The sequence below is a fragment of the Campylobacter showae genome (assembly GCF_004803815.1).
Lineage (GTDB): Bacteria > Campylobacterota > Campylobacteria > Campylobacterales > Campylobacteraceae > Campylobacter_A > Campylobacter_A showae.
The window spans coordinates 603,057-616,474 of the sequence record NZ_CP012544.1; the positions used below are offsets into that span (position 1 = coordinate 603,057).

At 44.7% G+C, this 13,418-nt stretch carries 13 protein-coding genes and 1 pseudogene; 12 read left to right on the plus strand and 2 right to left on the minus strand.

Annotation, left to right across the window (positions count from 1 at the left end; genetic code table 11):
* Positions 1 to 72 precede the first annotated feature (72 nt).
* Positions 73 to 768: pseudogene (locus tag CSHOW_RS10635) on the plus strand (methyl-accepting chemotaxis protein); the annotation flags it as partial.
* 125 nt (positions 769 to 893) lie between these two features.
* Here the strand turns inward: CSHOW_RS10635 and CSHOW_RS02955 are convergent.
* Positions 894 to 1,247: a histidine triad nucleotide-binding protein gene (locus CSHOW_RS02955; RefSeq protein ID WP_002948350.1), complete on the minus strand. Its 354-nt coding sequence runs from the start codon at positions 1,245 to 1,247 to the stop codon at positions 894 to 896.
* 123 nt (positions 1,248 to 1,370) lie between these two features.
* Between CSHOW_RS02955 and pheS the strand changes: the two genes are divergently transcribed.
* The 10 genes from pheS to CSHOW_RS03005 all read left to right on the plus strand — a co-directional run bounded on the left by pheS (position 1,371) and on the right by CSHOW_RS03005 (position 12,241).
* Complete coding sequence (gene pheS / locus CSHOW_RS02960) at positions 1,371 to 2,363, plus strand: phenylalanine--tRNA ligase subunit alpha (RefSeq protein WP_002948353.1); 993 nt, start codon at positions 1,371 to 1,373, stop codon at positions 2,361 to 2,363.
* The gene (pheT, locus tag CSHOW_RS02965; RefSeq protein WP_002948357.1) at positions 2,360 to 4,693 is read left to right on the plus strand and encodes a phenylalanine--tRNA ligase subunit beta; all 2,334 of its coding nucleotides are present in this window, start codon (positions 2,360 to 2,362) and stop codon (positions 4,691 to 4,693) included. The genes pheS and pheT overlap by 4 nt, the downstream gene beginning before the upstream one ends.
* Positions 4,690 to 5,964, plus strand: a complete 1,275-nt coding sequence (aroA, locus tag CSHOW_RS02970) for a 3-phosphoshikimate 1-carboxyvinyltransferase (RefSeq protein ID WP_002948358.1) — start codon at positions 4,690 to 4,692, stop codon at positions 5,962 to 5,964. Before pheT ends, aroA begins: the two co-directional genes overlap by 4 nt.
* Positions 5,954 to 6,784 (plus strand): 4-hydroxy-3-methylbut-2-enyl diphosphate reductase, encoded by an 831-nt coding sequence (locus tag CSHOW_RS02975; protein WP_002948360.1) that lies wholly within the window; start codon positions 5,954 to 5,956, stop codon positions 6,782 to 6,784. Before aroA ends, CSHOW_RS02975 begins: the two co-directional genes overlap by 11 nt.
* 135 nt (positions 6,785 to 6,919) lie before the next feature.
* Entirely contained in the window at positions 6,920 to 8,590 is a 1,671-nt protein-coding gene (locus CSHOW_RS02980; RefSeq protein ID WP_002948361.1) for a 30S ribosomal protein S1, read from the plus strand.
* Positions 8,591 to 8,594: 4 nt separating this feature from the next.
* Positions 8,595 to 9,080, plus strand: a complete 486-nt coding sequence (locus tag CSHOW_RS02985; protein ID WP_050770749.1) for a hypothetical protein — start codon at positions 8,595 to 8,597, stop codon at positions 9,078 to 9,080.
* Positions 9,077 to 10,654, plus strand: coding sequence for a phosphoglycerate dehydrogenase (gene serA / locus CSHOW_RS02990; RefSeq protein WP_002948372.1), 1,578 nt, complete (start codon positions 9,077 to 9,079; stop codon positions 10,652 to 10,654). The genes CSHOW_RS02985 and serA overlap by 4 nt, the downstream gene beginning before the upstream one ends.
* A 43-nt stretch (positions 10,655 to 10,697) precedes the next feature.
* Positions 10,698 to 10,919: a hypothetical protein gene (locus CSHOW_RS02995; protein ID WP_039895184.1), complete on the plus strand. Its 222-nt coding sequence runs from the start codon at positions 10,698 to 10,700 to the stop codon at positions 10,917 to 10,919.
* Between the two features lie 110 nt (positions 10,920 to 11,029).
* Positions 11,030 to 11,596 (plus strand): elongation factor P, encoded by a 567-nt coding sequence (gene efp / locus CSHOW_RS03000; RefSeq protein ID WP_002948377.1) that lies wholly within the window; start codon positions 11,030 to 11,032, stop codon positions 11,594 to 11,596.
* Positions 11,597 to 11,614: 18 nt separating this feature from the next.
* Positions 11,615 to 12,241 (plus strand): DUF4304 domain-containing protein, encoded by a 627-nt coding sequence (locus CSHOW_RS03005; protein WP_002948379.1) that lies wholly within the window; start codon positions 11,615 to 11,617, stop codon positions 12,239 to 12,241.
* Between the two features lie 15 nt (positions 12,242 to 12,256).
* Here CSHOW_RS03005 and CSHOW_RS10520 read toward each other — a convergent pair whose 3' ends face one another.
* The gene (locus tag CSHOW_RS10520; RefSeq protein ID WP_255349573.1) at positions 12,257 to 12,508 is read right to left on the minus strand and encodes a SelT/SelW/SelH family (seleno)protein; all 252 of its coding nucleotides are present in this window, start codon (positions 12,506 to 12,508) and stop codon (positions 12,257 to 12,259) included.
* Between the two features lie 89 nt (positions 12,509 to 12,597).
* Between CSHOW_RS10520 and CSHOW_RS03015 the strand changes: the two genes are divergently transcribed.
* Positions 12,598 to 13,146: a DJ-1 family glyoxalase III gene (locus CSHOW_RS03015; protein WP_002948390.1), complete on the plus strand. Its 549-nt coding sequence runs from the start codon at positions 12,598 to 12,600 to the stop codon at positions 13,144 to 13,146.
* The last annotated feature ends 272 nt before the right edge of the window (positions 13,147 to 13,418 follow it).

The following is a 13,418-nucleotide window of genomic DNA, read 5'->3' on the forward strand; positions in this document are numbered from 1 at the left end:
TCTATGCAAAACGTCCAGCAAATGAGCGGCGACTTGCAAAACGACGCCTCGTCGCTAAATAACAGCGTGATGTCGATCGTGGAGATTATAAATCTCATCAAAGACATCTCGGATCAGACGAATTTGCTAGCTCTAAACGCAGCTATCGAAGCGGCTCGCGCGGGCGAACACGGACGCGGATTTGCCGTGGTGGCCGATGAGGTGCGAAAGCTCGCCGAACGCACGCAAAAAGCCACTCTCGAAGTCGAGGTGAATATAAACGGACTTAAACAAAGCTCAAATACGATGATAGGAATGAGCGAAAATTTCTCTAAAATTTCGGGCGACGTGATGCGCGTTTTGAGCGATTTTCAAGGCACTATCGCAAGCGTGAACGAAAATACGCAAAACATCCTAAATCAAGCCCTAAACGTAACAAGCGAAGTAAACGTCAGTAACGGCAAAATCGACCATATAAATATGAAACTAAATGGCTATAGAGCCGTTTTAAACGGCGAATTTGACGGCGTACCAAGCGTTGGTAGCTGCCGTTTCGGTAGGTGGTTTAACGAGAAGGTTAAAAACGTCATAGTAAAAGACGTAAAAATCATCCAAGACATCTCGCACGACCACGAAAACGTCCATAGCGGACTTGATAAGGCGATCAAAATTTTCGCAGACAGCAGCAAGGATAACGCCGCCGGAGTAGAAATCCTAAAAGACGTGGAAAATTCGAGCAAAGTTGGCTTTGAAACGCTTTTAGACGCGGTTAGAGCGGCTAGGAAATAATATTATTTGACCGCTCGACTTAGCAGAAGCGGCGGTCTTTTTGGATATTTAGCGAGCTTGCCGTGCTTGCGGCCGGCTCGCTAAGTCAAAATTAAGCTCAAATTTAGAGCGTAAATTTTAAAAATTTAAAACGTGCTTTGCGGATCGGTCGCGGTATCTACCCAGCCTAGTTTTGCTCCGGCTAGCAAGTGAAAGTGCAGGTGCATGACCTCTTGACCGCCATTTTCGCCGCAGTTTGTAACTAGGCGGTATCCGCTCTTATCCACGCCCATCAGCACCGCGACCTCTTGGATAAATTTCGTCATCTCACCCATCAGCGTCCCGTCCATCTCCTGGAAATTTTCAAAATGCTTTTTCGGGATGATCAAAATATGAATCGGAGCCTTTGGATTTATGTCGTTAAAGGCTAGGAATTTGTCGTTTTCTAGTACTTTGTTGCAAGGTATTTCGCCCGCTACGATTTTTTCAAATATCGTCATGATTTTCTCCTGGTTAAAATTTGGCTTAATTATAACAAGTAAAAGTTAAAATTTCCCGCCTTTTAGGCAGATTTTATTAAATTTTGACTACAATCTATCCTAAAATTCAGTAAAGGTAAAAACTTGCAAGAGTATAGAGAAAGTATCGCAAAATGCGGGAATTTGGCGGATTTAGACAAGATTCGCGTCGCGCTACTGGGCAAAAAGGGCGCGATCACGTCGGAGTTTGCTAAGCTTAAGGATATGGACGAAGCGACCAAGAAGGAATTTGCGGCAAATTTAAACAAGCTAAGAGACGAATTTGAAGCGCTTTTAGCGGCTAAAAAAACCGAGCTTGAAAGCGGCGAGATAAAAGCCAAGATGAAGGCCGAGGCCATCGATATAACGCTGTTTAACGAGCCTTCGGGTGCCGGCGCACTGCACCCCGTGATGGCTACGATGGATAAGATCATCGAGTACTTTATGATGCAAAATTTCTCGCTCGAGACGGGACCGCTGATAGAAGATGATTTTCATAACTTCGAGGCGCTAAATTTGCCTAAATATCACCCTGCGCGCGATATGCAAGATACGTTTTATTTTAAGGATTTTAGACTCCTTCGCACGCATACTAGCCCGGTGCAGGTGCGCACGATGATGAGCAAGAAGCCGCCGATTCGCATGATAGCGCCGGGAACGGTATTTCGCCGCGATATGGATCTAACGCACACGCCGATGTTTCATCAGGTAGAAGGCCTCGTAGTCGAGGAGGGCGGCGCGGTGAGCTTTGCAAATTTAAAATCAATGCTTGAAAATTTCTTAAAATACATGTTCGGCGACGTTAAAGTGCGCTTTCGCCCTAGCTTTTTTCCGTTTACGGAGCCTAGCGCGGAGGTCGATATCAGCTGTATTTTCTGTCACGGCGACGGATGTCGCGTATGCAAGCAAACGGGCTGGCTCGAGGTACTAGGATGCGGCGTGGTAGATCCGAACGTCTTTAAGGCTGTGGGCTACAAAAACGTGAGCGGATACGCATTTGGGCTTGGAGTCGAGAGATTTGCGATGCTGCTTCATCAAATTCCTGATTTGCGCTCGCTTTTCGAGGGAGATTTAAGATTATTGGAGCAGTTTAAATGATAATTTCAAGAAATTGGCTAAATGAATGGCTGGACATCTCAAGCGTAACGAGCGAAACTCTGCTAAAGACGTTAAATTCGATCGGGCTTGAGGTCGATAGCTTTAAAGAGATCAGGGTACCTAAAAACATCGTCGTAGGCTACGTAAAAAGCAAGATAAAACACGAAAACGCCGAGAAACTAAGCGTTTGTCAAGTAGACGTAGGCGGCGAGACGCTACAAATCGTCTGCGGCGCTAAAAACGTCGAGGCCGGACAGTTCGTGCCGGTGGCGCTATCAGGCGCCGTTATGCCAAGCGGCCTAGAGATAAAGAGGGCAAAACTACGCGGCGTCGAGTCAAACGGTATGATTTGTTCATCCGTCGAGCTAGGCCTCGTAAAAACAAACGACGGTATAATGCCGCTGGATGAAAGTATCGGCGAGCTAAAACTTGGTAAGGAAATTTGCGAATATCCGCTACTAAACGACGACATCATCGAGATCGAGCTAACGCCAAACCGCGGCGACTGCCTGAGCGTATACGGCGTAGCGAGGGATCTATCGGCTGCGCTTGATCTGCCGCTAAAAGATGCCGCCAGATACGAAGAGGGTGAAAATTTGCTTGGTATCGGGCGTATTTTAGCTATCCACGCCGAGGAAAATTTACAAAGTAGCTTTCAATACCGAGCCTTTGAGATAAAAGAGTATTTTGACGAAAATTTGCTGATGAAGATCCGTTTGGCGTTGATTGAGTGCGATAAACAAAACCGCATCGAGCGCCTGCTAGACTACGCTACGCATTCAACCGGCGTGCTTTTTAGCGCGTATGACTACGCCAAGCTCAAAAAGGACGACGAGCGTGTGGTTTTTGATCTGCAAAAGGGCGCAAATTTGGCGACTGAAATTTTAGCCGGCGGCGAGCTTTTGGGCATTGGCGGCGTGTATCAGACGGATGCGGCCAGACTTGACGAAAACAGCAAACTAATCATAGTTGAGGCTAGCTACACAGACCCGGAAGTCATCGCGACCACCGTCTACGAGAATAAGCAAATGCCGCGCCAAGCGCAGACTTACCGCTCGCTAAGAGGTAGCGAGCCAAACGTAGGTTTTGGAGCCGATTTTTTATTTAAACAACTAGCCGCGCTAAAATCGGTCGCGCTTTATGCGGGCTCTCAGCAAAGCGTAATGACGCGCGAACCCAAGGTCGTGAGCTTTACGATGAGCGAAATGCAAAAAATGATCGGTCAAGAAGTCGCTCAAAACGACGTCGTAAGGATACTTAAAAAGCTTGGATTTAGCCTAACTTTTAACGCCGAAAAAGAGGGCGCGAATGCCAAAGTTCCGTTATTTCGCCACGATATCGTAAATGCGCAGGACGTGTGCGAGGAGATCGTGCGAATGGTCGGTATCGATAATATCGCCTCAAAGCCGCTAAATTTCAGCGAAGCTAACCGTATGAACGATACCTTTGTAGGCTACAAAAATGCGCTAAATTTGCGTAAAAAAGCCGCTGCGGCCGGATTTTTCGAGAGCGTGCATTATGTATTTGACGATGCGAGCGAGCTAGCCTCGCTCGGTTTTGCGCCTTGCAAAGCCGAGATAGCTAACCCGATAAATAGCGAGCTTAACACGTTAAGGTCGACGCTTGCAAATCACTTGCTAAAATCGGCCGAGCGAAACGTAAAAAATCAGCGAAAATCGGTCAAAATTTTTGAATTCGGTAGCGTATTTAGCGAGGATGGCGAGCAAAGCGAGAGATTTGGCTTCGTAGCTAGCGGACTAACGAGGGAGCCTAGCCTACTAAACGGCGCAAAACCTGCCGATATCGACTTTTTAGGCTTTGCAACGGCCGTTAGAAACGCGGTCGGCGAATTTGAGCTAAAAGTGTGCGACGACGTAAAATATCTAAGCGAATTTGAACAAGCGAAAATCTATCAAAACGGCCTTTGCGTGGGCTATATCGGCCGCGTGGACGTGCGAGTCGAGGCTGCGCGCGACCTACCGCGAACATATCTTTGCGAGATAGAGTTTGAAAAGCTTAAATTTGAAGGCGCGGTCGTCAAGGCTTACTCGAAATTCCCGGCTATCAGTAGAGACCTAAGCCTAATCGTGCCTAAAACCATGAAATTTGAAGCGATAAAAGAGTGCATAAACGCGCTAAAAATCGAGTGCCTAAAAGAATTTGCGCCGGTTGATATATATTCAGACGAAAAGCTCGGAGACGACGTGAGTCTCAGCGTCAAATTTAACTTCCAAGACATACAAAAAACGCTTGAAGACGAGGAAGTAGCGGCGATAATGGATAAAATTTTGGACGCTTTAAAGCAAAATTTAAATATCGGACTAAGATGAAAGTTTACGCATTAAGAACGCCGATAAGCGCGAGCCTGGAAAACATCGCTGCCGATAAATCTATCTCGCATAGATGCGCGATATTTTCGCTTTTAAGCGATAAGCCAAGCCGCGTGAAAAACTATCTAAAGGCCGAGGATACGCTAAATACGCTAGAGATCGTAAAAAATTTGGGCGCGCATATCGAGGAAAAAGAGGGCGAGCTAATCATAACTCCGAGCGCAAATTTAAAAGAGCCTAGCGTTGTTTTAGAGTGCGGAAACTCGGGTACGGCTATGAGGCTTTTTATGGGCTTTTTGGCTGCTAGCGAGGGTTTTTTCGTGCTAAGCGGGGACGAGTTTTTAAATCGTCGTCCGATGGCGCGCGTGGCTAAACCGCTGATCAGCGTCGGCGCTAAGATAGACGGTGCAAACGGCGGAGATCACGCGCCTTTGGCGATCCGCGGCAAGAAGCTGGAGTATTTTAAATTTGATAGCAAAATCGCCTCCGCGCAGGTAAAATCGGCTCTGATTTTGGCGGGACTAAAGTCAAACGGCTGCGAGCTTAGCGAACCCGAGCTTAGTCGCGATCACACCGAGCGCATGCTAAAAGGCATGGGTGCTAGTTTGCAAATTTTACCCTGCGGCGTCAAGGTTGAACCGATGAACGCGCCGCTAAAACCGCTTGAAATTTGCGTTCCAAACGACCCTAGCTCGGCATTTTTCTTTGCCGTAGCCGCAGCGATAATCCCAAATTCCCACATCGTGCTAAAAAATATGCTGTTAAATAAAACACGCGTGGAGGCCTTTAAAATTTTAGCCAAAATGGGCGCGCAAGTAACGTTTAAAGAGACTTCCGGCACATACGAAAGTATCGGCGAGATCGAGATAAAGTACGCGCCGCTAAAGGCTGTGGACGTGAGCGAAAATATCTCGTGGCTGATCGATGAGGTGCCAGCGCTCGCCATCGCATTTGCAAACGCGCAGGGCACGAGTAGCGTGAGAAACGCAAAAGAGCTTCGCGTTAAGGAGAGTGACCGCATCGCGATCATGGTGCAAGGGTTGCGAAAATGCGGACTTGAAGTCGAAGAATTTGAAGACGGCTTTAGTGTAAAAGGCGGCGAGGCAAACTGCGCTATTATAGATAGCAACGGCGATCACCGTATCGCGATGAGTTTCGCGGTGCTTGGGCTAAAATGCGGAATGGTTATAGAAAAGAGCGAATTTATCGCGACTTCGTTTCCAAATTTTAGCGGGATTTTAAGACAACTTGGAGCTAGCGTTGAAGATTGAGCTTGCTAGCAGTTACGGATTTTGTTTTGGCGTCAAGCGCGCTATAAAAATCGCCGAAAACGCTAAGGACGCCGTAACTATCGGACCCATCATTCACAATAACGACGAGATAAACCGCCTAAATAAAAATTTTAACGTCAAAACGCTTGAGGGGATAAGCGAAATCGACGGCGAAAAAAAGGCAATCATCCGCACGCACGGTATCACAAAGGGCGACCTAGCCGAGCTAAAAAAAAGCGATATAAAAGTGATCGACGCGACGTGTCCTTTTGTCACCAAACCTCAGCAAATTTGCGAGAAAATGAGCAAAGAGGGCTACGACATCGTGATATTCGGCGATGAAAAACATCCCGAGATAAAGGGCGTGAAATCATATGCCATCGGTAAGGTTTTCGTCGTGCTAGAAGAGAGCGAGCTAGAGGGCGTAAAACTAGCGCAAAAAGTAGCCGTCATCAGTCAAACTACTCGCAAAGTAGAAAAATTTATGCAAATCGTAAATTATTTGATGCTACGCGTAAAAGAGGTACGTGTTTTTAACACGATTTGTAATGCTACTTTTGAAAACCAAGAAGCTGTTAAAAACTTAGCCGTTAGAGCCGACGTGATGGTTGTAGTCGGCGGCAAAAACAGCTCAAATACAAAGCAGCTTTATCTCATCTCAAAAACCGCCTGCGAGGATAGCTATCTCGTGGAAAATGAGTTGGAACTCGAGCGCGCATGGTTTGAAGGGAAAAATCTCTGCGGAGTGAGTGCAGGAGCGTCTACGCCTGATTGGATTATCCAAAAAGTGATTGATAGGCTGGAGAGCTTTCAAATTTAATAAATACCCATTACTTTTTTAAACAAAATTTCAAATTTGACCCTGAAATTTCGCAAGTTAATCTACAAATAAGTTAATATTAAGTAAAATTAAGACTAATTGTGTTAAAAGCAAAATATATACAAAAGGAACAAGATGGCTGCGGTGAACAAAAAAGTTCAGCTTAGTAAGGCAAACGACGGTATCGAAGACGACGATTTTGCCGCGATGTTAGAGGAGTCTTTTAAAAAGACTGAAGAGGATAGCGACGGAATAATCGTCGATATTAAAGGCGACGAGGTTTTTGTAAACGTCGGTAAAAAATCAGAGGGAATTTTAAATATTTCTGAGATCCAAGACGAAAACGGAGAGCTTAAATTTAAAGCTGGCGACACGATCAAAGTCGTCATAACCGGTTCAAGAGGCGGAAAGCCGATCGTATCTCATAAAAAAGCGCTTAGAAAAGAAAAAGTAAAAGCCTATATAGACTCATATAATGAAGAAAATCAAGACATATTTGACGTAAAAATAATCGGTAAAAATAAAGGCGGTTTTGTTGCTCAAAACAGCGACGGTATCGAGTTTTTCTTGCCTCGCTCGCAAGGCGGCTTTAAAGACGCAAACGCGGTGGTAGGAAAGTCATTTAAAGTAAAAGTCATAAAAATAGACAAAGACGAGCAAAGCATTATCGTATCGAGAAAAAAACTGCTTGACGAAGATAGAAAGAAAAAAAGAGAAGTGATATCTGCAGTCGCTGAAAATACGGACGTGATAGAGGGCGTGGTTAAGAAAATCACTACATATGGTATGTTTGTAGACGTAGGCGGAGTGGATGGACTCGTACACTACAGCGAGATAAGCTATAAAGGACCGGTAAATCCGGGCTCTATCTACAAAGAGGGTGATAAAGTTTTAGTAAAAGTTATCAAATACGATAATGAGAAAAAACACCTTTCTCTATCTATCAAGGCTGCGACTCCGGATCCTTGGGAAGAGATAAAAGACGGACTAGATGTGGGCGACACCATAAAAGTAACCGTTAGCAACATAGAGCCTTACGGCGCATTTGTCGATCTTGGCAATGATATAGAGGGCTTTTTGCACATTTCTGAAATTTCATGGGATAAAAATATCAAAAATCCAAAAGATCACATCAGTGAAGGCGAGGAGCTTGATGTCGAGGTTATCGAGATAGACGCAAAAGATCGTCGCCTAAGAGTGAGCCTGAAAAACCTACTCAAAAAACCGTTTGACGAATTTAAAGCCCAATTTAAAGAAGGGGACGTCACTAAAGGCGTAGTTACTAGCGTGACCAACTTTGGAGCATTTGTTAGGATTGGCGCAGTTGAGGGCTTGCTCCATAACGAGGACGCTTCGTGGGATAGAAACGACAAGTGTAAAGATTTGTTTAAAGTGGGCGACGAGGTTGAGGTAAAAATCATCAAAATCGACTCTAACGAGCAAAAAATTTCTCTTAGTCAAAAGGATCTAAAACAAAGCCCTGTACAAGCCTATGCAAAGAAATTTAACGTAGGCGATATCGTGACCGGTAAAATTCGCGATATTAAGGATTTTGGCGTATTTGTAGAGCTCGGCGATAACGTCGATGCGCTCATCCGCAAAGAAGACCTAGGTGGCGTAAGCGCTGAAAACCTAAACATAAACGATAATATCGAAGCTGCGATAGCTTTTATCGACGAGAAGAAAAATAGAATCCGCCTAAGCGTAAGGCGCCTTGCAAGACAAAAAGAGCGCGAGGTGCTAAACGAGATAAATAGCGACGATAAGGTTACTCTGGGCGATATTATCAAAGAACAGCTATCATAAGTAAATGAAGCGATATTTGTTCTGGGGCGCGATTGCTTTTTTGCTGATTTTCGTCTGCGTATGTGGCGCTTTGCTGTATAAGTACGCGGACGTAAATTTAAAAGAGTCCGCGCCTGCGGAGCTACAAGTATCACAAAATAACAAGGAGCAAAATTTGACTACTGGCCCTACTTCTTGGGTTGGGGAAATGGCAAATTTGGCTCCTAAAAAATATGCTTTGGCAAGCAACGAGATATATGTAGAATTTAAAGATGAATCAAAAGCCGTCGTAAAAATCGCCTATCAGCTGGTGATCGATAAAAACGATATATACTCGATGTTCTGCCTCACTCAAACATTAAAAAACATACCCGTAGATTTTAGCGTAGTAAAAGAAAATTCACAAAATTTAATTTACATAAACACGCAAGACAGCGGCGTTTTAGACCGCGTTATAAACGAACTTAAGGCGTACGATATACGCTCAACATTCAAGGAGATCAAGCTATGAAAACGATAATAGTGTGCGACGCAATACATAAAGTCGGCTTTGAAATTTTAAATCGCGAAGAGGATATAAAAGTAATCGACGCAGTAAACGTGCCTAAAGATAAGCTTTTAGATATCTTAGGCGAGGCTGACGTGGCCATCACTCGAAGCTCGACCGAAGTCGGCGAGGCGTTTTTAAATGCGGCCAAAAATCTAAAAGCTCTCGTGCGCGCGGGCGTGGGCGTTGATAACGTAGATATCGACGGCTGCTCAAAACGCGGCATAATCGCGATGAACGTCCCTACGGCAAACACGATCGCCGCCGTAGAGCTAACGATGGCTCATATGTTAGCTGCCGCTCGCTCGTTTCCGTACGCTCACAATGATCTAAAAATCGACCGAATTTGGAAGCGCGAGAAATGGTACGGCGTTGAGCTTTTTAACAAGACTCTAGGCGTCATCGGCTTTGGCAACATCGGCTCTCGCGTGGCTACTAGGGCTGCGGCTTTCGGTATGCAAATCGTTGCTTACGATCCGTATATCGATCCGTCGAAAGTAACCGATATGGGCGGCGTTTATACGCGAAATTTCGACGATATCCTTGCGTGTGATTTTATCACTATACACACTCCGAAAAATAAAGAAACCGTAAACATGATCGGCGAGGCGGAGATCGCAAAGATGAAGGACGGCGTGCGCCTCATAAACTGCGCTCGCGGCGGTCTTTACAACGAAGAGGCGCTGTATAATGGCCTAAAAAACGGCAAGATAGCGTTTGCGGGTATCGACGTATTTGAGAAGGAGCCGGCGACGGATCATCCGCTACTTGAGTTAAATAACGTCAGCGTCACACCGCACCTTGGCGCAAATACGCTAGAGTCTCAAGCCAATATTGCTATCGCAGCAGCCGAACAGGCTATCTCTGCGGCTCGCGGCATCAGCTATCCTAGCGCGCTAAATTTGCCGATAAAAACAGAAGATCTACCGCCTTTTGTGGAGCCTTATATCGAGCTTACGAGCAAGATGGCCTTCCTCGCCGCTCAGATCAACAAAAAAGCGATCAAAGCTATCCGCATCGAGACGCACGGTCCTATCAGCGAATACGCGAACTCCATGCTTACATTTGCGATCGTGGGTGCTTTAAAAGAGAGCTTGGGCGATACGATAAACTACGTAAACGCTAAATTTTTGTGCGATGAAAAAGGTATAACGACAGAAAGCACCGTCGGCGGCAATAGTATTTTCAAAAATAAAATCACTGTTCGCATCACGACCGAAAATGATGTCGTAACGATCGGCGGAACGGTGTTTGGCGAAAATCAGCAACGCATCGTGACGATAAACGGCTTTAAAACAGACTTTAAGCCTAAAGGCAAGATGATTATCTTTAAAAACAACGACGTTCCGGGCGTTATCGCTAAAATTTCATCTATCCTCGCCGAAGAGAAGATCAATATCGCCGACTTCCGCCTAGGACGCGACGATCACGGTATGGCGCTTGCGGTCGTGCTTGTGGATGAAAAAATAACCAAAGAGACGCTGGCTAAGCTAAACGATCTAGACGTTTGCGTATGGGCAAAGTACGCAGTTGTCTAAATTTAAGCCCGAATTGGGGCTTAAATTTAAGGAGGGTTTGAGTATGAAATTTTTACTTTTGATTCCGATTTTGTTTTTGCTTGCGGGTTGCGAGAGCGAAGTGCAAAAGCAAACTACGAAAAATTTTGAGAAAATTTTGACCGAAAAAAAGAAATTTCAAAAGATACAAAAAGACGATCCTAGCGTAAGTGAACAGATGAAAAGGGAAATCCACTCGCAGTCTGAACAAAGCAAGGAAAAAGGCGAGTTTAAATTTAAGCCTTAAATTTGAGTTTTACTTCGGCGAGCGCGGTCAAATTTGCCCTCTCGCCGCTTCTTAAACTAAACTAAAAACTTTTTTGGTATAATCAGCCTTTAAAACTACAAGGAGAAAAAATGGCAACCTATTCTATGGGCGACCTAAAAAAAGGACTAAAGATTGAGCTAGACGGCGTTCCGTATAAAGTCGTCGAATATCAGCACGTAAAACCGGGCAAGGGAGCGGCTTTCGTTCGCGCGAAAATCAAATCTTTCATCGACGGTAAAGTGCTTGAAAAGACCTTCCACGCGGGCGACAAATGCGATCAGCCGAATTTGGAAGAAAAAGAGATGCAGTATCTTTACGACGACGGCGAGTTTTGCCAGTTTATGGACACTGCGACCTACGAGCAAGTAGCGATCAGCGATGAGGACGTAGGCGATGTTAAAAAATGGATGATCGACGGCATGATGGTTGAGATTTTGTTTCACAATGGCAAGGCTATCGGTGTAGAAGTACCGCAAGTCGTCGAGCTAAAGATCGTCGAGACTCCGCCGAATTTCAAAGGCGACACCCAGGGCGGCAAAAAGCCCGCTACGCTAGAAAGCGGTGCAGTCGTGCAGATACCTTTCCACGTGCTTGAGGGCGAGGTTATCCGCGTGGATACCGTCCGCGGCGAGTACATCGAACGCGCAAACAAATAATCGCAGCCGTCAAATTTGATGAAAGCAAAATTTGACGAGCTCATAGCCCAAGTAAAGCCGCTGTTTAAAGATAACGGCTTTACCAAAAACGGGCTAAATTTCTACAAAAATACTCCCGAATTTATATACGTCGTAAATTTTCAAAAAAGTAGCGGCAATACCGCATTTGAAACCAGATTTTACGTAAACTGCGGCATTTACGGCGCATTTATCGACGCTGCGACCGGCAAAGAAACCATCTCAAAACCCAAAGAATACGAATGTCATTTTAGGGATAGAATCTCATCTATCATAGACTCTAAAGCAGCTTACTATGAAATTAATGAAAATACCGACACGATAGCACTATGCGAAAATTTAGCAAGTGACCTAACGGCGGTGTTTAGATTTTTCGACGAGATAAAAAGCGAACGCAATTTGATTGATCTGATGTTAGATCGAAACGGTCTAGCGGTGATTGATCAGCTTTTTGAATATTTACTCATAAAGAATGAACAAGAAATTTTGACCAGCCAAGCGTTAAATTTGTTTGAAAAATATGGAAACAAAGTTAGATGGAAAATTTTTGAGCGACGCATAAATGGTTTGCTTAAAAAATACGGAAAAGACGAGATAAAATTTGAAAAAATAAAAGCCAAAGCCTAAGCCTCGGCTTAGACTTTAGGCTGATTTTTTAACGCTATCGACCAAAGCAACGATCTCTTCGTGATTTGGCAGGGCATTTACTTCCGTGCCGATGAGATCTTTTTTGGAAAATACTATCTTTCCATCTACTTCAACTATGAAGTTTCCGCCGCTACCGACGATTTTGCTAATATTAGCACCTGGGATTTGACTTAAAAATTCATCTTCTACACGAGAAGCTACCGGTCTATAGTTTCAAGAATTGCAATATGTAATCTTTACTTCCATTTTCCTTCCTTTCGAATTTAAAGTACGCCGATTATAGCGTAAATTTAACAAATAGCAGTATAATTATCAAAAAATTTAAGGAGAAAATTATGAAAAAAGTTGCCGTGATTTTTGCCGACGGGTTTGAGGAGATAGAGGGCGTTAGTATCGTGGACGTACTTAGACGAGGCGGCGTGGAGGCCCATGTAGTCGGGCTTGATAAGCTACCTATCACGGGCGCACACGGAGTGAAATTAGTCTGTGATATGACGCTTTATGACCTTGAGGAGGGTGACTACGATATGCTGGTTTTGCCGGGCGGATATACGGGCGTCACGAATATCTCCGGTAACCTAAAAATGAGAGAGACGATCAAAAAGTTTGCTAAAAAAGGCAAATTCGTAGCCGCCATTTGTGCCGCGCCGATAGCTCTTGGGGTGGCCGAGGTGATGGGCGGCGAGTATACATGCTACCCTAGCTGCGAGGCTAGCGTCGAGGGTGGAACGTACGTGAGTGACAAAAACGTCGTGCAAAGCGGAAATATCATCACCTCAAAAGGCCCTGCCACCGCGATGGAGTTTGCCTTGGAGCTTGTTAAAATTTTAAACGGCGAGCAAGTTTATAACGAAGTAAAAAGCGGACTTTTATTTGTCAAATAACGATTTGCGGGTTTAAATTTGGTAAATGCCGCACGTTTTGCCAGTTTTTGGCGAAGGTGCGGCTTAAATTTTTATTAAGGCTGCAAATATCAAATTTGCGGCTGTGAAATTAAAAAAATTGCCGATAAGGCCGCGCTTTAGTTTAAATTTATTTGCGCAGATCGACCGACGTTTTGCGCCAAATGCATCTTAAATTTACGGCAAATTTTTACGCAATCCCAAACAGCCGAATAAAAAATGAATTTCCAAAAACGCCAGCCGAAATTTAAATT

Excerpts from the sequence above, each read along its gene's own strand:
- pheT (WP_002948357.1), top strand. The coding sequence starts at position 2,360 with ATGATAATTTCAAGAAATTGGCTAAATGAATGGCTGGACATCTCAAGC.
- CSHOW_RS03005 (WP_002948379.1), top strand. The coding sequence starts at position 11,615 with ATGAAAGCAAAATTTGACGAGCTCATAGCCCAAGTAAAGCCGCTGTTT.
- CSHOW_RS02980 (WP_002948361.1), top strand. The coding sequence starts at position 6,920 with ATGGCTGCGGTGAACAAAAAAGTTCAGCTTAGTAAGGCAAACGACGGT.
- serA (WP_002948372.1), top strand. The coding sequence starts at position 9,077 with ATGAAAACGATAATAGTGTGCGACGCAATACATAAAGTCGGCTTTGAA.
- aroA (WP_002948358.1), top strand. The coding sequence starts at position 4,690 with ATGAAAGTTTACGCATTAAGAACGCCGATAAGCGCGAGCCTGGAAAAC.
- efp (WP_002948377.1), top strand. The coding sequence starts at position 11,030 with ATGGCAACCTATTCTATGGGCGACCTAAAAAAAGGACTAAAGATTGAG.
- CSHOW_RS02985 (WP_050770749.1), top strand. The coding sequence starts at position 8,595 with ATGAAGCGATATTTGTTCTGGGGCGCGATTGCTTTTTTGCTGATTTTC.
- CSHOW_RS02955 (WP_002948350.1), bottom strand. The coding sequence starts at position 1,247 with ATGACGATATTTGAAAAAATCGTAGCGGGCGAAATACCTTGCAACAAA.
- CSHOW_RS03015 (WP_002948390.1), top strand. The coding sequence starts at position 12,598 with ATGAAAAAAGTTGCCGTGATTTTTGCCGACGGGTTTGAGGAGATAGAG.
- CSHOW_RS02995 (WP_039895184.1), top strand. The coding sequence starts at position 10,698 with ATGAAATTTTTACTTTTGATTCCGATTTTGTTTTTGCTTGCGGGTTGC.